Source organism: Puniceibacterium sediminis, from assembly GCF_900188035.1.
In the GTDB taxonomy this organism is placed as follows: Bacteria; Pseudomonadota; Alphaproteobacteria; order Rhodobacterales; family Rhodobacteraceae; genus Puniceibacterium; species Puniceibacterium sediminis.
Map to the genome: position 1 here is coordinate 44,235 of NZ_FZNN01000003.1, position 18,300 is coordinate 62,534.

The 18,300-nt window shown below is 61.2% G+C and carries 17 protein-coding genes; 8 read left to right on the forward strand and 9 right to left on the reverse strand.

Annotated elements, in window-relative coordinates:
• The first annotated feature begins 141 nt into the window (after window positions 1-141).
• Window positions 142-477 (forward strand): Hpt domain-containing protein, encoded by a 336-nt coding sequence (locus CHB75_RS04630; protein WP_089269366.1) that lies wholly within the window; start codon window positions 142-144, stop codon window positions 475-477.
• Between the two features lie 10 nt (window positions 478-487).
• On the opposite strand, the gene ilvA is transcribed toward CHB75_RS04630, so the two are convergent.
• Both ilvA and CHB75_RS04640 read right to left on the reverse strand, forming a co-directional pair.
• Window positions 488-1,711, reverse strand: coding sequence for a threonine ammonia-lyase IlvA (gene ilvA, locus CHB75_RS04635; protein WP_089269367.1), 1,224 nt, complete (start codon window positions 1,709-1,711; stop codon window positions 488-490).
• Between the two features lie 39 nt (window positions 1,712-1,750).
• Entirely contained in the window at window positions 1,751-2,503 is a 753-nt protein-coding gene (locus tag CHB75_RS04640) for a hypothetical protein (RefSeq protein ID WP_089269368.1), read from the reverse strand.
• A 127-nt stretch (window positions 2,504-2,630) separates the two neighbouring features.
• Between CHB75_RS04640 and CHB75_RS04645 the strand changes: the two genes are divergently transcribed.
• Together CHB75_RS04645 and CHB75_RS04650 are read left to right on the forward strand one after the other, a co-directional pair.
• Window positions 2,631-3,869 carry an argininosuccinate synthase gene (locus CHB75_RS04645; RefSeq protein ID WP_089269369.1) on the forward strand — a complete coding sequence of 413 codons (1,239 nt, stop codon included), beginning with the start codon at window positions 2,631-2,633 and terminating at the stop codon, window positions 3,867-3,869.
• Window positions 3,870-4,044: 175 nt separating this feature from the next.
• On the forward strand, window positions 4,045-4,332 hold the full coding sequence (locus CHB75_RS04650) for an SCP2 sterol-binding domain-containing protein (RefSeq protein ID WP_089269370.1): 288 nt from the start codon (window positions 4,045-4,047) through the stop codon (window positions 4,330-4,332).
• Window positions 4,333-4,369: 37 nt separating this feature from the next.
• On the opposite strand, the gene CHB75_RS04655 is transcribed toward CHB75_RS04650, so the two are convergent.
• Together CHB75_RS04655 and CHB75_RS04660 are read right to left on the reverse strand one after the other, a co-directional pair.
• Entirely contained in the window at window positions 4,370-5,086 is a 717-nt protein-coding gene (locus CHB75_RS04655; RefSeq protein WP_089269371.1) for a sulfotransferase-like domain-containing protein, read from the reverse strand.
• On the reverse strand, window positions 5,086-5,994 hold the full coding sequence (locus tag CHB75_RS04660; protein WP_089269372.1) for a D-amino acid aminotransferase: 909 nt from the start codon (window positions 5,992-5,994) through the stop codon (window positions 5,086-5,088). Before CHB75_RS04660 ends, CHB75_RS04655 begins: the two co-directional genes overlap by 1 nt.
• 148 nt (window positions 5,995-6,142) lie before the next feature.
• Between CHB75_RS04660 and msrA the strand changes: the two genes are divergently transcribed.
• Window positions 6,143-6,796 carry a peptide-methionine (S)-S-oxide reductase MsrA gene (gene msrA / locus CHB75_RS04665; RefSeq protein WP_089269568.1) on the forward strand — a complete coding sequence of 218 codons (654 nt, stop codon included), beginning with the start codon at window positions 6,143-6,145 and terminating at the stop codon, window positions 6,794-6,796.
• On the opposite strand, the gene CHB75_RS04670 is transcribed toward msrA, so the two are convergent.
• Together CHB75_RS04670 and CHB75_RS04675 are read right to left on the reverse strand one after the other, a co-directional pair.
• Window positions 6,793-7,668 carry a ribokinase gene (locus tag CHB75_RS04670; protein ID WP_089269373.1) on the reverse strand — a complete coding sequence of 292 codons (876 nt, stop codon included), beginning with the start codon at window positions 7,666-7,668 and terminating at the stop codon, window positions 6,793-6,795. The genes msrA and CHB75_RS04670 overlap by 4 nt on opposite strands.
• 80 nt (window positions 7,669-7,748) lie before the next feature.
• The gene (locus CHB75_RS04675) at window positions 7,749-10,004 is read right to left on the reverse strand and encodes an NADP-dependent malic enzyme (protein ID WP_089269374.1); all 2,256 of its coding nucleotides are present in this window, start codon (window positions 10,002-10,004) and stop codon (window positions 7,749-7,751) included.
• Window positions 10,005-10,179: 175 nt separating this feature from the next.
• Between CHB75_RS04675 and mutS the strand changes: the two genes are divergently transcribed.
• The gene (gene mutS / locus CHB75_RS04680; protein ID WP_089269375.1) at window positions 10,180-12,828 is read left to right on the forward strand and encodes a DNA mismatch repair protein MutS; all 2,649 of its coding nucleotides are present in this window, start codon (window positions 10,180-10,182) and stop codon (window positions 12,826-12,828) included.
• A 297-nt stretch (window positions 12,829-13,125) separates the two neighbouring features.
• On the opposite strand, the gene CHB75_RS04690 is transcribed toward mutS, so the two are convergent.
• Both CHB75_RS04690 and hrcA read right to left on the reverse strand, forming a co-directional pair.
• Complete coding sequence (locus CHB75_RS04690; RefSeq protein WP_089269377.1) at window positions 13,126-13,689, reverse strand: nucleotide exchange factor GrpE; 564 nt, start codon at window positions 13,687-13,689, stop codon at window positions 13,126-13,128.
• Window positions 13,690-13,698: 9 nt separating this feature from the next.
• Window positions 13,699-14,763, reverse strand: a complete 1,065-nt coding sequence (gene hrcA, locus CHB75_RS04695) for a heat-inducible transcriptional repressor HrcA (protein ID WP_089269378.1) — start codon at window positions 14,761-14,763, stop codon at window positions 13,699-13,701.
• 122 nt (window positions 14,764-14,885) lie between these two features.
• Between hrcA and rph the strand changes: the two genes are divergently transcribed.
• Genes rph through hemW form a run of 3 tightly spaced genes read left to right on the forward strand, consistent with a single transcriptional unit; the run spans window position 14,886 to window position 17,366 of the window.
• Window positions 14,886-15,599: a ribonuclease PH gene (gene rph / locus CHB75_RS04700; RefSeq protein WP_089269379.1), complete on the forward strand. Its 714-nt coding sequence runs from the start codon at window positions 14,886-14,888 to the stop codon at window positions 15,597-15,599.
• Window positions 15,596-16,207, forward strand: a complete 612-nt coding sequence (gene rdgB / locus CHB75_RS04705; RefSeq protein WP_089269380.1) for an RdgB/HAM1 family non-canonical purine NTP pyrophosphatase — start codon at window positions 15,596-15,598, stop codon at window positions 16,205-16,207. The genes rph and rdgB overlap by 4 nt, the downstream gene beginning before the upstream one ends.
• Entirely contained in the window at window positions 16,176-17,366 is a 1,191-nt protein-coding gene (gene hemW / locus CHB75_RS04710) for a radical SAM family heme chaperone HemW (protein WP_425439486.1), read from the forward strand. The genes rdgB and hemW overlap by 32 nt, the downstream gene beginning before the upstream one ends.
• Here hemW and CHB75_RS04715 read toward each other — a convergent pair.
• Window positions 17,363-18,289, reverse strand: coding sequence for a ParB/RepB/Spo0J family partition protein (locus CHB75_RS04715; protein ID WP_089269382.1), 927 nt, complete (start codon window positions 18,287-18,289; stop codon window positions 17,363-17,365). The two genes, hemW and CHB75_RS04715, sit on opposite strands and share 4 nt — an antisense overlap.
• Window positions 18,290-18,300 lie beyond the last annotated feature (11 nt).

The window sequence follows — 18,300 nt, forward strand, 5'->3', positions numbered from 1 at the left end:
TGCCGCCCCAAACCGGCCCGCGTATCTAGGCGCAGTGGATTTAACAGCATATGAAACATAAAATGCGCCGGAATCGTTTTTGGCCGCTAACCAACTGTTGACGATTGGCGTCCAGAATCCCCGCCAACAGGAGGGCGTGGCATGATTGACTGGAGCCGGATTCGCGAGTTGCGCGATGAGATCGGTCACGACGATTTTCAGGAGGTCGTCGAACTTTTCCTATCCGAGGTCGAAGAGACTTTGGAAACACTTGAAGGCGTCAGCGGAGATGCCCGTCAGCTGGAAGAAAAAATGCATTTCCTGAAAGGCAGCGCCCTGAATCTGGGCTTTGTTGCCATGTCCGGAATGTGCCAGGAAGGGGAGACTGCGGCCGCGGCGGGCAATGCAGAAGCCGTTGATGTGCATCGCGTTATCGCAACATTCGCCCAATCACGGATTGCCTTTTTACAGGAACTTCCCACCGTTCTTGCCGCCTGATTTCCCCCGATCAGATCAGGAATTGCGCCAGAACCTCATCATCTGTGATGTCCTGATAGGTAAAGCCTGCCGCGTCGAGCTTGGCAAAGAAGCTGGCGAAATTGGCGGCGTCCGTCGTTTCGATGCCGATCAGAACCGAGCCGAAATTGCGGGCGGATTTCTTGAGGTATTCGAACCGTGCGATGTCGTCGTCCGGGCCAAGAACGTTCAGGAAATCCTTGAGCGCGCCGGGGCGCTGCGGCAGCCGCAGGATAAAGTATTTCTTGACGCCAGAGAACCGCAGTGCGCGTTCCTTGACCTCTGGCAGACGCTCGAAATCGAAATTTCCGCCCGAGGTGACGCAGACCACGGTCCGTCCCCTTATGGCCTGCCCCAGATCCTTTAGTGCATCGACCGCGAGCGCGCCGGCCGGTTCCAGAACGATACCTTCGACATTCAGCATCTCAAGCATGGTGGTGCAAAGGCGGTCCTCGGGGATGGTCAGCGCATTGGCAAGGCCGACGCCCTTGAGCCGTGCATAGGTCAGCGCGCCGATCTGACCGACCGCAGCGCCATCCGCAAAGGTGTTGACGTGATCCAGTTTGACCGGATGGCCTGCCCGCAACGCGGCATGCAGGCAGGCACCGCCCAAAGGCTCGACAAAGCTGTACTGAGTGTCTGTGCCAAAATAGCTGAGCGTGCCGGCAGAAAGGCCCCCGCCGCCCACCGGAATCACGATATGGTCGGGGATGCGGCCAAGCTGTTCCTCGATCTCGACCGCGACCGAGGCCTGACCTTCGATCACATCCTCATCATCGAAGGGCGACAGAAAATGCGCGCCCTGTTCGGTGCAATACGCCTGGGCCGCACGCAGCGTGTCATCAAAATAATCGCCAATCAGGCGAATTTCGATCGCGTCGCCGCCGAATATGCGGGTCTTCTGGATCTTTTGCTGCGGCGTCGTGACGGGCATGAATATCACGCCCTTTTTGCCGAAATGCCGGCACATGAAGGCGACGCCCTGCGCGTGATTGCCAGCCGATGCGGCAACGAAGCGTTCGGCGGACTGCTTGCGCATCGCATTGAAAGCACCGCGCAATTTGTAGCTGCGCACGGGCGAAAGGTCTTCGCGTTTCAGCCAGATATCGGCCCCGAAGCGGTCCGACAGATGGGCGTTGCGCAAAAGCGGTGTTGCGGGAAATACATCGCGCATCGCGGCGGTGGCGGCCCGCGCCTTGTCCTGAAAATCACTCATATCCGTTCTGTGACCCAGAGTGGCAGATTGCGCAAGAGATCAGTCGATGGAACGTTTTTCGATGAAATGGCCATAAAGTGTCGTGAGCACAGATATACCGATGACGGTTGCGAACCAGTTAACCACGAGTCCGTAGATCAGGCTGAGCAGGGAATTTGGGTTGCCGCTGAGCATTGTGGGCAGCTGCAGCAGGAAACTGGCACCAACCACCAGCACCGCCAGAACAATGATCGTGCCATTTTCACCTTTGGTCGCCGTCCAGGCTGCGGAAAAGGTGATCTTTTGACTCAGGGCGGCACCGGGCAGCACCACGCCCAGCCGAAAGAACAGATAGACACCAAGGCCCACCATGACAAAGGGCAGAAACAGAGCCAACCCCGGCGCAGCCGCTATCACCAACCCGATTGGGATGGAGGCGACAGCGACGGAAATCACCACCAGAATGCCCAGAAGGATCGACCTGCCCAGATAGCTGAGCATGCTTGATCCGTGCCACTGCGGCAGCCATCCCTTTGGATATTCCTCAGCAAGAACAAAGCGGTGCCACCCAACGGCGATCCAGAGGCTGGAAATGATAGCCAAAATCGCGAACAGCAGGTTCTGGGTCGCGTATTCGGTGGACATCATCGGCATTTCGATGCCGTCCATCATCGTCATTTCGGGCGGGTTCAGGAAGGTTGCGATCTGGCTGACCGCCACCACGAGGTAGAGCACGAGCGACACGCGCAGGGCGTGGCCCAGATTGGAGAGGACGAGCCGCACCGAGTGCGTGAAAATCTGCCAGCCCTTCATGTCATTCTCCTGTAAACTGATGCGGTTGCAGGGCTAACATGTGACCGGCGGATGAGATAGGGGCAATGCTTGCCGTTGGCTGCAAAAGCAGATATTCCGCGCGCCAAACCTTGCAGAGGAAACGCCCATGTCCGCGCCCAAATCCGCGCCCAAGAAAGTCGTTCTGGCCTATTCCGGAGGCCTTGATACGTCGATCATCCTGAAATGGCTGCAGACCGAATATGGCTGCGAAGTGGTCACATTCACTGCCGATCTGGGACAGGGCGAAGAGCTTGATCCGGCGCGCAAGAAGGCCGAGCTGATGGGGATCAAGCCGGAAAACATCTATATCGAGGATGTTCGCGAGGAATTTGTACGAGATTTTGTGTTCCCGATGTTCCGGGCCAATGCGCTATATGAGGGGCTTTACCTGCTGGGCACGTCCATCGCGCGGCCGTTGATTTCCAAGCGTCTGGTCGAGATCGCAGCCGAGACGGGCGCGGATGCCGTGGCGCATGGCGCGACCGGGAAGGGCAACGATCAGGTGCGGTTCGAGCTGTCGGCCTATGCGCTGAACCCGGAAATCAAGGTGATCGCGCCTTGGCGTGAATGGGACCTGTCGAGCCGGACCAAACTCCTTGCTTTTGCAGAAGAAAATCAGATCCCGATCGCCAAGGACAAGCGTGGCGAGGCGCCGTTTTCGGTTGATGCGAACCTGCTGCACACATCCTCCGAGGGCAAGGTGCTTGAGGATCCGGGCGAGGAAGCCCCCGACTACGTCTATCAGCGTACTGTGGCCCCCGAAGATGCGCCCGATACGCCGGAAATGGTCGAGATCACCTTTGAAAAAGGCGATGCCGTGGCGATCAACGGTGAAGCTTTGTCGCCTGCCAACATACTGACAAAGCTGAATGAATTGGGCGGAAAGCATGGCTGCGGGCGGCTCGACTTTGTCGAGAACCGGTTCGTGGGCATGAAGTCGCGCGGGATCTATGAAACGCCGGGCGGCACGCTGCTGCTTGAGGCGCATCGCGGGATCGAGCAGATCACGCTGGATTCCGGTGCCGGGCACCTCAAGGATTCGATCATGCCGCGCTATGCCGAGCTGATCTACAACGGGTTCTGGTTCAGCCCCGAACGCGAGATGTTGCAGGCGCTGATCGACAAGTCACAAGAACATGTGTCCGGCACTGTTCGGATCAAGCTTTACAAAGGCTCGGTCAACACGGTCGCGCGCTGGTCTGATCATTCGCTTTATTCCGAGGCGCATGTGACGTTCGAAGAAGATGCCGGTGCCTATGACCAGAAGGACGCGCAGGGTTTCATCCAGCTGAATGCGCTGCGTCTGAAGCTTTTGGCGGCGCGGAATCGGCGCGTTAAGGGCTAAGGTCACAAGCTGCGAAAACGGCGTATGGAATCCATATGGAAAGCGTATGGATTCCATATGGCTGGCATATGGCTTTCCCATGTTTTCAAGACGTTGGCATAAAACGTCCTGACGTCACGATTGAAGCCCGCTTTCGACGGTCCTAGCGTCGCACGCGGAAGTCAGGGAGAACGACATGGCGCTTGAAGACATTGCAGCGAAAATGCAGCGCGGGCTGGACAAGCACCCGCTGGCGGACAGTCTGAAATTCGACTGCGGTGCGGCGGGGGCGATCACGCTGTCGGGTGGGACGGCGCGGCTGGCCGATGACGCGGCGGATTGCACGATCCGGATTTCCGAAGACAACCTTGAAAAGCTGATCGGCGGGAAGCTGAACCCGATGACCGCCTTTGCCATGGGCAAGATCAAGGTCAGCGGCGACATGAGCGTTGCGATGAAGCTGAGCCAGCTGCTGAAAGCCTGAGCGCTCTGATCGTTTTTGGCATCTTTTGGCGCGTCGTTTAACGCAAGCGGTGCGCGGCCAGATGGTCGTAGTACAGCAGAGCCTGTGCCGCGATGTCGGCCATGTCTTTGCCAAGCGGGGGCAACGGTCCCTCTGGCCCCGCAAAGCCGGTGGATTTATGGACTGATCCGTACCAGACATCGCTCCAGATTCCGTCCGCCGCGTGCCCGCCGGCCGGCCAGGACAGCATTGCCGCATCAAAGGGCAGGCCGATCGCGTCGCAGAGCAGACGCAGCATGCGTTCGGGATTTTCGCGGATATCGGCGCTGTCGATCACGACCGGGGTCTGGCCCTGATCCAGTAACTGGTCGAACAGTTCGGCCTGCTGGACAAAGCCGATATCGGAGAGCGTCGTTTCCTGGTATTTTGCGCTGAAGCTGGCAAGAACGCGGGCCGGGTGGCGGATCAGAAAGACGTTTGTCACCCCGGCGATCCAGTCGCGCGGCATACCGTCGATCATGTGCTGGGACATGTGTTTGTGATAGGCGTGGGGCCTGCCATCCGGGATCGGTCCCAGCAGGGACGCGACCACCTGATCGGCGGTTTCGGGGCGGCTGGCGATGATTTCGTCGCGCATCGGATGTTGCAGGCCGGTGTCGCGCAGGTACGGCCCATAAAAGGGTTCATCCACGGCGTGCATGTCGGCGCGGTTGCCGAAACTGTACATCAGCGCCGTCGACAGGTTGCGCGGCCCGGACCACATGGCGATGCGCATCAGCGGGCCTCTTGCTGGATCAGCGATTTGTAGAGCGTTCGGATGCGTTTGGTGACCGGCCCCATGTCCCCGGTGCCGATCTGGCGGCCGTCTATCTGGCTGACAGGCGTCTGCGCGCCAAAGGTGCCGGTCAGAAACGCCTCGTCCGCGCCGTAGGTGTCGACAAGGCTGAAATTGCGCTGAAATACGGGGATGCCGTTGACCTCGCAGACGTCGATGACCTTTTGCCGGGTGATGCCGTTCATGCAGTAGTCGCCGGTGCTGGTCCAGACCTGCCCGCGGCGCACGATAAAGAAGTTGCAGGCGTTGGTGGTGTTCACAAAGCCATGCAGGTCGAGCATCAGCGCCTCATCCGCGCCGGCCTTTTCGGCGGCGATGCAGGCGAGGATGCAATTCAGTTTCGAATGGCTGTTGAGTTTGGGGTCCTGCGTCATCGGCAGGCCACGCAGATGAGGCACAGTGGCGAGCCGGATCGGGCGCGGGATCTTGGGGCGGGAATGTTCCATGATGATCGCGACCGTCGGACCGGAACGCGACAGGCTGGGATGCTGGAACGGGCGCGTCTTGACCCCGCGGGTGACCATCAGCCGGGCGTGGGCATCCGTGGTCATGCCGTTGGCGGTTTGGGTTTCGGTCAGCGCGGCAATCACCTGTTCCCGCGTCATGCCGATATCGAGGTCGATGGCCTTGGCTGCCTCAAACAGGCGGTCCATGTGATCATCGAGAAAAGCCCAGCGCCCTTCGTACAAACGCAGCCCCTCCCATACGCCGTCGCCCAGCATGAAGCCGCTGTCATAGACACTGACCAGCGCCTCGGCCCGGGGTTTCAGCCTGCCGTTGATCCAGATGAGGATGGATTCGTTGCGGGCATCATCCTCGGCCTGATGGGTGGTCACATGGTCGGTCATCGCGGGCTCCTGATTTTTCGGCAGGCTAGGCCGGCCCGGCGTCGCGGCCAAGTGGTAAAGTCACCGTCACCTCTGCGTGACAAGCGGTGTCAGAGCTTGCCCGCACCGCCCCCGGTGTGGTGGCATGGCGCTGATCAAGGAGGATGTCATGTTTCATTCATCACTGTGGAAGCCGATGCTTCTGGCGCTGTCGATTGCCATTGGCCTGTCATTGCAGTCCGCAAAGGCCCACGCCGACGAAATTGTGGTCGCCGGCGGTTGTTTCTGGTGCGTGGAGGCCGATTTCGAAAAGGTCAAAGGCGTGTCGGACGTGGTGTCGGGCTATACCGGTGGCACGCTGAAAAACCCGACCTACAAACAGGTGACGAAGCACGGGACCGGCCATTATGAGGCGGCGAAAATCATCTATGACCCGGCAAAGGTAAGCCTGGCGCAGCTATATGCGCTGTATTTCCGGTCGGTCGATCCCACGGATGCGGGTGGTCAGTTCTGCGACCGGGGGGATAGTTACCGCACGGCGATATTCGTCGCTGATGCGGCGCAAAAGGCAGCCGCCGAGCAGGCAAGGGCAGATGCGGCCCGTGCGCTGGGGCAAAAGATCGTGACGCCGATCCTTGCCGCGGCACCGTTCTATGACGCCGAGGATTACCATCAGGATTACTACAAGGGCAGCAACCGCGTGGTGACCCGGTTCGGCGTGATCCGGCAGGCAGACGCCTATCACCGCTACCGCAAGGGATGCGGGCGCGATGCACGGGTTAAGGCGCTGTGGGGCGCGGATGCCGCCTTTGTCAGCGGTTAGGAAAAACGGGCGTCTTCCAGATCCTTGAGGTCGGGAATGACGTCCGCCGTGCCGATTCGGGTGACCATGATCGCCGCCGCCCGCTGTGCAAGGGTGATCGCCTGCGCCATGGGCATTCCGCGATCCAGCCCCGCCATCAGATAGCCGGTAAAGGTGTCGCCGGCCCCGGTGGTATCTACGGGGGTTACGGGAATGGCGGGGAAATGCTGGGCCTCGCCGGCATCGGTATTGTACCAGCGGCAGCCATCGGCCCCCAGAGTCACCACCACATCGCGCACCGGCAGATTGGCCATCGTCTGGCCGGTGGCCTCTTCCAGCTGCGCGGCCTCGACCGCGTTCAGGACCAGAATGTCGAGCAATGGCAGCACGGCAGCCACTGCCGCGGCATCAAAGGGCGCCGCCGCATAGGCAACGCGAAGCCCCTGCCGAGACGCGATCCCGGCGGCATATGCGCCGGCGTTGGTTTCGTTCTGGAACAGAAAGATATCGTCCGGCCCCGCGTCCTTCAGCGCCTGCGCGATCTGCGTTTCAGATATCGCGTGGTTGGCCCCGGGAAAAAGCAGGATCAGGTTTTCGCCCGCGTCGTCGACGGCGATGATGGCATGGCCGGTCTGCTGATCCACCACGGCAATTGAGCGTGTGTCGACGCCATATTCCAGCATCCGCCCGACTGCCCAGGCGCCATCCTCGCCCACGGCGCCGATATGCACGACCCGCGCCGCTGCCCGGGACGCTGCCACCGACATGTTCGCCCCCTTGCCACCCAACCCGCGTGACAAAGACGTCGACGCCAGCGTTTCACCCGCCGTTGGCAGATGTGGCACGCGATAGACAAGGTCCGCATTGATGGACCCAAGATTGTAGATGGCCACAGCGCCGCCCCTTCTTTTCTTTTCAAATACGCCGGGGGGTGCGGGATTGGTCCCCGCTCCTGCCCCATCATGATGCGCGGTCAGCCGACCTTGCAGGCCGCCAGAACCGCCATGTTCAGGATATCATTGGCCGTGGAGTTGGTCGAACAGATCTGGATCGACTGATCCACCCCGGCCAGGATCGGGCCGATGACCGTGGCACCCGCCATTTCCTGCATCAGCTTGACCGAGATCGAGGCGGAGTGCCGCGCCGGCACGACAAGGATATTCGCCGGCCCGCTGAGCCGCTGAAACGGATAGGCATCCTGTGCCTTGGCGTTCAGGGCCACATCGACGGTCATTTCGCCTTCGTATTCGAAATCCACGCCGCGCGCGTCCAGTACATCGGGCGCCAGATGCATCTTTTCCGCACGTTCCGACACCGGATAGCCGAAGGTCGAAAAGGACACAAAGGCCACGCGCGGTTCCAGCCCCAGATGCCGCGCCACGTCAGCGGCACGTTCGGCGATGTCGGCCAGATCATCCTCGTCCGGCCATTCATGCACCAGCGTGTCGGAAATCAGCACGATCCGCCCCTTGTGCAGCAGGGCCGTCACGCCGGCGGCGCCATGTTCGGCGTCGGCGTCAAAGACGTGGTTGATCAGCTCCATCACATGCGCCGATTTGCGCGTCGCCCCGGTGATCAGCCCGTCGCCGTGCCCGTGGGCCAGCATCAGCGCGGCAAAGACATGGCGGTCGCGCGCCGCAAGGCGGTGGATATCGGTGCGATCAAAGCCCTTGCGCTGCAAGCGGTTGTAAAGAAACGCCTTGTAGGTTTCGAAATGCGGCGTGTTGCCAGCGTTCACCACCTCGATCTCTTCGACGGCGTCGCCCATGCCGGCGGCCTCAAGCTTGGCCTTCACATCCGGCGCGCGGCCTACGACCACGGCCTGCCCCAGCCCGGCGCGCTGGTACATCACGGCGGCGCGCAACACGCGGGGATCATCGCCTTCGGCAAAGATCATGCGGGCCTGAGCGGCACGGGCGCGGGTGTTGATGCCGCGCAGGATGCTGGCCGTCGGGTCCATGCGGGATTTCAGCGAAAGCTCGTACGCCTCCATGTCGATGATCGGGCGGCGGGCGACGCCGGTATCCATGCCGGCCCGGGCCACGGCGGTCGGGATGCGGTGGATCAGGCGCGGATCAAAGGGCGTCGGGATGATGTAATCGCGCCCGAAGCTGAGGTTCTTGCCATAGGCCAGCGCGACCTCGTCCGGCACATCTTCGCGTGCGAGGGCGGCAAGCGCCTCGGCGCAGGCGATCTTCATCTCGTCATTGATGGCGCGGGCGTGGATGTCGAGCGCGCCGCGGAACAGGTAGGGAAAGCCAAGGACGTTGTTGACCTGATTGGGATAATCCGAGCGCCCGGTGGCGACGATGGCGTCTTCGCGCACGGCGTGCGCCTCTTCGGGGGTAATCTCGGGGTCGGGGTTGGCCATGGCGAAGATGACCGGGTTGGGGGCCATGGAGATGACCATTTCCTGCGTCACGGCGCCTTTTGCCGACACGCCAAGGAAGACGTCGCAATCCTTCATCGCCTCTTCCAGGGTGCGGGCGTCGGTCATGGCGGCGTGGGCCGATTTCCACTGGTTCATGCCTTCGGTGCGGCCCTGATAGATCACGCCTTTGGTGTCGCACATGATGCAGTTGTCATGTTTGGCGCCCATGGATTTCAGCAGTTCAAGGCAGGCAATGCCGGCGGCCCCTGCCCCGTTCAGGACGATCTTGACCTCTTCGATCTTTTTGCCGGAAATATGCAGCGCGTTGATGAGGCCGGCGGCACAGATCACGGCGGTGCCGTGCTGGTCGTCGTGGAACACCGGGATGTCCATCTGTTCCTTGAGCGTCTGTTCGATGATGAAACATTCGGGCGCCTTGATGTCTTCAAGGTTGATGCCGCCGAATGTCGGACCCATGAGGCGCACGGCCTTGATGAATTCATCGGGGTCTTCGGTATCGAGTTCGATGTCGATCGAGTTCACGTCAGCGAAGCGCTTGAAAAGGACGGACTTGCCCTCCATCACCGGCTTGGACCCGAGCGCGCCCAGATTGCCCAGACCCAGCACGGCTGTGCCGTTGGATATGACCGCCACAAGGTTGCCCTTGTTGGTATAATCATAGGCCAGTTCGGGGTTCGCCGCGATTTCAAGACAGGGCACCGCAACACCGGGGGAGTAGGCCAGCGACAGGTCGCGCTGTGTGGTCATCGGAACGGTTGCCGTCACCTCCCACTTGCCGGGGGTGGGATCGAGGTGAAAGGCCAGAGCCTCTTCGCGGGTGTATTTCTGGTTCGACATGTTGGGCGCTCCTCCCGTAACGGTCCGGTGGTTCTATCGTAGGGGGGCTGGCGGCTCAACGTTGGTTTTTGTCTTTCAGGCTGGGACAGGTTTTCGCCTTTCAGGCTGGGACAGGTTTTCGCCTTTCGCGTGTCGGCAGGGATTTGTAGTGTGCGGCTGGATGAACGGGGGCCCCATGAACGCAGTCACGCCGATGATGGCGCAGTATCAGGAGATCAAGGCGCAGTACAAAGATGCGCTGTTGTTCTACCGGATGGGCGATTTCTACGAGATGTTTTTTGACGACGCGGCGGCGGCCTCGGCGGCGCTGGATATTGCGCTGACCAAGCGGGGCAAGCACGACGGCGATGACATCCCGATGTGCGGCGTGCCGGTGCATGCCGCCGAGGGGTATCTGCTGACGCTGATCCGCAAGGGATTTCGCGTCGCGGTCTGCGAACAGATGGAAAGCCCGGCAGAGGCCAAGAAACGCGGCGCAAAGTCGGTGGTGCATCGTGATGTGGTGCGGCTGGTGACGCCGGGCACGCTGACCGAGGAATCCCTGCTGGAGGCGCGGCGGCACAACTATCTGGCCGCGCTGAGCAATGTTCGGGACGATTGGGCGCTGTCCTGGTGCGATATTTCCACCGGTGTGTTTCACGTGATGCCCCTGTCGCAGGCGCGGATCGGGGCGGAACTGGCGCGGCTGGCCCCATCCGAAGTTCTGGTGTCGGATACGGTCGAGGAAACGTTGCGCGAAGTGCTGGGGGATCTGGGGATTCTGCCGACCATTCTGGGGCGGGCGTCGTTCGATTCAACCGGGTCGGAAACGCGGCTGTGCGGGTTGTTCGGGGTTGCGTCGCTGGACGCCTTTGGGCGGTTCGGGCGGGTCGAGGTATCAGCCATGGGGGCGTTGGTCGACTATCTGGACATCACGCAAAAGGGCAAGCTGCCGCTGTTGCAGCCACCCCGGCAGGATCAGGTCACGCGGCTGATGCAGATCGACGCGGCGACGCGGCGCAATCTGGAACTGACGCATTCCCTGAATGGCGGGCGGTCTGGGTCGTTGCTGTCGGTGATCGACCGGACCGTGACGGCCGGTGGCGCGCGTCTGCTGGAACGGCGGTTGTCATCGCCGTCGCGCGAGTTGGCCGTAGTGCAGGCCCGGCAAGAGGCGGTTGCCTGGTGTCTGGATCATGTGGAAGTGGCGCAGTTCCTGCGCGATGCGCTGAAACGGGTGCCGGATCTGGATAGGGCGCTGTCGCGGCTGGGTCTGGATCGGGGCGGGCCACGGGATCTGGCATCGGTGCGCAATGCGCTGGAGCAGGCCGAGCGGATTGCCGGGCGTCTGGCGGATCTGGAACTGCCGGTGTTTCTGTCCGATGCGTCCCGCGATCTGGGCGGGCATGATGATCTGATTGCCCTGCTGGATGCGACGCTGATTGCGGAACCGCCCCTGCTGGCGCGGGATGGGGGGTTCATCGCAACCGGGTATGATGAGGCGTTGGACGAAGCGCGGACCCTGCGGGACGAAGGCCGCAGCGTGATTGCGCGGATGCAGGCGGACTATGCCGCGCAGGCCGGTGTTTCCGCGCTGAAGATCAAGCATAACAATGTGCTGGGGTATTTCATCGAAACGACGGCGACTCATGCGGAAAAGATGCTGTCGCCGCCCCTGTCCGAGACGTTCATTCACCGCCAGACCACGGCCAATCAGGTGCGGTTCACCACGGTCGAGCTGTCCGAGATCGAAACAAAGATCCTGAATGCCGGCGGCGAGGCGATCGCGATCGAAAAGCGGCTGTTTGAGAGCCTGAAAGGCGCGGTTCTGGAGCAGGCCGCCGAAGTGTCCCTGACTGCGCTGGCGCTGGCAGAGTTCGATCTGGCCTGTGGTCTGGCGGATCTGGCAGCGTCGCAGGACTGGTGCCGGCCCGTTGTCGACGAAAGCCGCGCCTTCGAGATCACCGGCGGGCGGCATCCGGTGGTGGAGCGCGCGTTGAAGGCGCAGGGCGGGGCGCCCTTTATCGCCAACGACTGCGTTTTGATGCCCGAAGACGGCGGCGCGGCGGTGCAACTGCTGACCGGTCCGAACATGGCGGGTAAGTCGACATATCTGCGGCAGAACGCGCTGATCGCGCTGCTGGCGCAGATGGGCGGCTATGTGCCGGCGACTTCGGCGCATATTGGTTTGGTCAGCCAGATTTTCAGCCGTGTTGGTGCCTCGGACGATCTGGCGCGGGGGCGGTCGACCTTCATGGTCGAGATGGTCGAAACGGCAGCGATCCTCAATCAGGCAGACGACCGCGCGCTGGTCATTCTGGACGAAATCGGGCGCGGCACGGCGACCTATGACGGGCTGAGCATCGCCTGGGCCACGCTGGAACATCTGCACGAGGTCAACCGCGTGCGGGGGCTGTTTGCGACGCATTACCACGAATTGACTGTTCTGGCCGGCAAACTGCCGGGGGTCAGCAATGCGACGGTGGCGGTCAAAGAGTGGAACGGAGAGGTGATTTTCCTGCACGAGGTGCGCCCCGGGGCGGCGGATCGCAGTTACGGCGTGCAGGTGGCGCAACTGGCTGGTTTGCCGACCTCCGTGATCACGCGGGCGCGGCATGTGCTGGAACAGCTGGAAAAAGGTGAGCGGGAAAAGGTGTCGCCCAAGGCGCTGATCGACGATCTGCCGCTGTTTTCGGCGGTGGCGCGGGCACCGGAGCCTGTGGCGAAGGCTGTGCCTTCGGAGGTGGAGGACAGGTTGAAGGGTCTGTCACCGGACGAGATGACGCCACGGGAGGCGTTGCAGGCGCTCTATGAGTTGAAGGGGTTGGTGAAGCCCAAGGGTTAACTGCCAGGGTGAATTGATCTGCCTGCGAAACCTGACAAAACGCGCGACGTGAGCCGGGTGAGGGCCTGCCCGTGGGTCGGCGTTTGCAAAGGTCCTGCTGCGCGATTTATGGCTGCAAGGTCATTCTGCAAAACGAGCTATATCCTGACGTCACCAAAGCGCCGACCCGTCGGGGCGGGCAGGCGCTTGCCCGGCGCGCTGCGCGCTTGATTCCGGGCTGGGTCTGCGTTTTTGACGGCATTCAAAAAAATAAGGCGGGGTGATCCCCGCCCTACTCCGTGTGTTTCACGTGAAGCCTTAGCTGGCGGGCATCGAGCTGACACCGACCTGCGCGGGGCGCAGAAGGCGGTCGTGCAGCATGAAGCCTTCGGCCGAGACCTGAATGATCTCGCCGGCCTTGGTGCCGGGCACCGGCGCTTCGAACATCGCCTGATGCTGCTGGGGGTCGAATTTATCGCCGGCTTTCGGTGTGATCGGCTGAATGCCGTGTTTCTTGAACACCGACGTCAGTTCGCGCAGAGTCAGTTCCACACCTTCGATAAGCGCGGCTGAGACCTGCTTCTGCTCATCTGTGGCCGTGGCCAGAGCGCGCTGAAGGTTGTCATAGACCGGCAGCAAATCGCGGGCGAGCTTGGATCCGCCGTAGTTTTCGGCCTCGCGACGGTCCTTTTCGGCCCGCTTGCGCGAATTTTCTGCATCGGCGAGGGCACGCATGAAACGGTCCTTCAGCTCGTCGCGTTCTGCGCGCAGGGAATCCATTTCAACCGCCTCGTTGTCCATCTCTTCCATGTCTTGGGCATATTCCTCGTCTGTGGCGTCATCCACATCGTCAAGGAAATTGTCGTTTCTCGGGTCTGCCATTCTTATCCTCTACCTCCGGTCGGAGATCAGCTTGCCGACCAACTGGGCCGTGTAGTCCACGATCGGCACGATACGTCCATAGTTGAGGCGCGTAGGTCCGATGACACCAACCGCGCCGATTATCTTACGATCAGCGTTCATATATGGAGAGACCACCAGAGAGGAACCCGAAAGTGAGAAAAGTTTGTTCTCTGAGCCGATAAAAATGCGCACACCTTCGCCGTCTTCGGTCAGTTCAAGGAATTCGGCGATGTCGCGTTTGCGTTCAAGGTCGTCAAACAGGCTGCGGATCTTGTCGAGTTCCTCGGTCTGATTGTCGCTGCCAAGCAGATTCGACTGCCCCCGGACGATGAGCCGTTCGGACCGGTCGCCTTCGGCAGCCCAGACAGCCAGGCCGGATTCAACAAGATCATGGGCCAGACTGTCGATTTCCTGACGACGTGCCTTGATTTCGGTCGCCATGACGTGGCGCAGTTCTGACAGGGTCTTGCCTTCGATCAGGGAGTTCAGGAAATTCGCCGCCTCGCGCATGGAACTGGGCGTCTGGCCCGGGGGCGGCGTGAACAGCCGATTTTCGACGTGGCCATCCGCAAAGACCAGCACAACCAGCGAGCGGTCGTGGCCAAGGCTGACGAATTCGATGTGGCGGATCGGCGCCTCGTGCTTGGGGGTAAGGACAAGAGAGGCGCCCTGGGTCACACCCGAGAGCGCGGAACCGATCCTGTCCAGCAGGCCGCCGACATTGTCCGTGTTGTTGGTGAGTGTGGCGTCAAGCTTTTCACGGTCGGAATTATCAAGATCACGCACTTCGAGCAGGCCGTCGACAAACATGCGCAGGCCCATCTGGGTGGGAACGCGGCCGGCGCTGACATGCGGGCTATTCAACAGGCCAAGATATTCGAGATCCTGCATCACGTTGCGGATCGTCGCGGCCGACACCTTTTCGCTGAGCGTGCGGGTCAATGCGCGCGATCCGACCGGTTCACCGCTGTCCAGATAGCCTTCGACCACGCGGCGAAACACCTCGCGCGAGCGATCATTCATCTGGTCGAAAACATTCCTGCCGTCATTCATCAAAGTTTGCCCATTGTGCCGAACTATTAAAGGCCCCGCCGGAGGTACGTCAATTGCGGTTTCTATTGCGGAAGGGGCGTCTGCCCCTATATCCCCGCGGGGATAGATATAAGGGAAAAGCCATGCGACCGTCAGGACGAAACCTAGACCAAATGCGCGAAGTGTCCATCGAGACCGGTGTCACGAAACATGCCGAAGGGTCCTGCATGATCCGGATGGGCGACACCCATGTCCTGTGCACTGCCACCATCGAAGACCGGGTTCCGCCGTTTATCAAGGGCTCTGGTCTGGGATGGGTGACAGCGGAATACGGGATGCTGCCACGGTCCACCACCAGCCGGATGCGGCGCGAAGCGGCGACCGGCAAACAGGGTGGTCGGACGGTCGAAATCCAGCGTTTGATCGGTCGGTCCCTGCGGGCCGGCGTTGATCGCGTGGCGATGGGCGAACGTCAGATCACCATCGACTGCGATGTGATTCAGGCCGACGGCGGCACGCGCTGCGCGTCGATCACCGGTGGTTGGGTCGCGCTGAAACTGGCCGTGAAAAAGCTGATCAAGGCGCGTGAAATCGTCAGCGATCCGCTGATTTCCCCAGTGGCTGCAGTGAGTTGCGGGATCTACGCCGGCCAGCCTGTGCTGGATCTGGATTATCCCGAAGACAGCGAGGCCGGTGTGGATGGCAACTTCATCCTGCGTGGGGATGGACAGATGATCGAATTGCAGATGTCTGCCGAAGGATCCACCTTCAGCCGTGACCAGATGACCCAGCTTCTGGGGCTTGCCGATAAGGGTGTCGCTGAACTGATCGAAGCGCAGTTGAAGGCGGTGGCATGACCCGCAAGTTCGAGGGCAAGCGGCTTTTGGTGGCAACGCACAACGCCGGCAAGCTGGAAGAAATCGCTGACCTGCTGAAACCTTTTGGGGTGGAGGTGGTGGGCGCGGCAGAAATGGGTCTGCCGGAGCCCGAGGAAACCGGGACAACCTTTGTCGAAAATGCCCGGATCAAGGCGCATGCGGCGGCGCAGGCGACGGGTCTGCCCGCTTTGTCGGACGATTCAGGCATCGAAATCGACGCGCTGGACAAGGCGCCGGGCGTCTATACGGCGGATTGGGCAGAAACCGGCAATGGCCGTGATTTTGTCATGGCGATGCAAAAGACCCACGATCTGCTAGAGGCAAAAGGCGCCCCTGCCCCGCACACCGCGCGGTTCTGCTGCACGCTGGTTCTGGCCTGGCCCGATGGACACGACGAGGTGTTTCCCGGCGTGATGGAGGGTCAGGTCGTCTGGCCAACGCGCGGGGCGGAAGGTCATGGATATGATCCGATCTTTCAGCCCGAGGGCCAAGACGTGACCTTTGGCGAGATGGACCGGTTCGAGAAGAACAGGATCTCGCACCGGGCGGATGCCTTTGCCAGATTTGTGGCTGGGTGTTTTGGCTGAAAACCTGACCGAAGACTGGCGGCACGGGGGTTTCGGCCTTTATGTGCATTGGCCATTTTGCGAAGCCAAATGCCCCTATTGCGACTTTAATTCCCATGTTGTCGCGCATGTGGATCAGACCCGTTGGGCACGGGCGCTTGTGTCTGAGGTCGAGCGGGTCGCCCGTCTGACGCCCGGCCGCGTGTTGAATTCAGTGTTCTTTGGCGGCGGAACGCCCAGCCTGATGGCGCCCGAAACGGTTGCCGCAGTGCTGGATGCCGTGCGCCGGTCCTGGACACTGGCGAATGATGTCGAGATCACGCTGGAAGCCAATCCCCGGTCAGTCGAGGCCGGCCGGTTTCGGGGTTATGCAGATGCCGGCGTGAACCGGGTGTCGATGGGCATTCAGTCGTTGCGCAACGACGATCTGCGGCGCCTTGGACGGCTTCATGACGTCGGAGAGGCGCAAAAGGCGTTTGATGTGGCGCGATCGGTGTTTGATCGGGTCAGTTTCGATCTGATCTATGCCCGCCAAGATCAAACGCTGGAGGACTGGCGGGTTGAATTGCGCGAGGCGTTGAGCATGGCGGTGGATCACCTGTCGCTGTACCAGCTGACGATCGAACCGGGTACGGCATTTGGGGATCGCGCGCAGCGTGGCCGTTTGAAAGGGCTGCCCGAGGACGGGCTTGCCGCCGATATGTACGATCTGACGCAGGAGCTGTGCGATGCCGCCGGAATGCCGGCCTATGAGGTGTCGAACCACGCAGCGCCCGGATCGGAATCACGGCACAATCTGGTCTACTGGCACTATGGCGATTACGCCGGCGTCGGTCCCGGCGCGCACGGGAGATTGACCGTGGACGGTATCAAATACGCCACCGAAGCCTGGACCGCACCCGGCAAGTGGATCGAGGCCGTCGAACAGGGTTCAGGCGACAGCCTGTTTGAAGGCCTCTCGGGTGCAGATCAAAGTGGTGAATACACCATGATGGGGTTGCGCGTTAACGAGGGACTAGATGTTGAGCGTATTCGACAAATGTCCGCACAGGCGCTGCCCGATGCGGCCTGTCAGTCACTAGAGGAAATGGGCCTGCTTTGGCGCGATTCCGGTCGGGCCGGCGTGACCCGGAGGGGACGCCTTTTGCTCAATTCGGTGATTGCCGAATTGCTGCCCTAACGCCCTGAACTCAGGAGCATGCAGAGCGCATCAAGCTGTTCCAGCGTGTCGTAGCTGATGACGACATGGCCGGCCTCTTGACCGGGTTTGTGATCAACGGAAACTCGCATGCCAAGGGTGGCAGAAAGATCGCCTTCCAACGCTTTGGTGTCTGCATCCTTGTCAAAATTGAATCCACCCTCAGGCCGCTTGCGACGGGGGCGATCAGGGTCGGCCGCTTCTGACGCTGAGCGGGCCAGCTTTTCGGTTTCACGGACCGAGAGGCCGCGTTTGACAATGCTCGCCGCGAGTTCGGACGGATTGGGAGAGGTGATCAGCGCGCGGGCATGACCAGCACTGAGCGAACCAGAGACGACAAGCGTCTGAACATCGTCTGGAAGGTTAAGTAATCTCAATAGGTTAGCGATGTGGCTACGGCTCTTTCCCAGGGCCTCGGCCAGCTTTTCCTGGGTGTGACCGAACCGGGTCATCAGTTGGCGATAGCCTGCGGCCTCTTCGATGGCGTTGAGGTCCGCACGCTGGATGTTTTCGATGATCGCGATTTCGAGGACTTCGGTGTCCGTCATATCCCGAACGAGCACCGGCACTTCGTGCAATTGCGCCATCTGAGCCGCGCGCCAGCGGCGTTCGCCGGCGACGATTTCATATGTGCCCTCTTCCCCGCTGGGGTGCGGGCGAACGATAAGGGGCTGGATGACGCCCTTGGTCCGGATCGAATCAGCCAGTTCAGTCAGTTGAGAATCGGTGAAAGTGCGCCGTGGCTGGTCCGGGTTCGGCGTGATGCGTTCCACCGGAACCAGACGATCCGGCCGCCGGGATGACTCAGCGCCGGCCTCAGCCGCGATCACCCGAGGTTCAACGTCCGCCATCAGCGCGGACAGACCACGGCCCAGACCGCGACGAGGTTCTCTTTTTTCCGACATTTTGGGCCTCT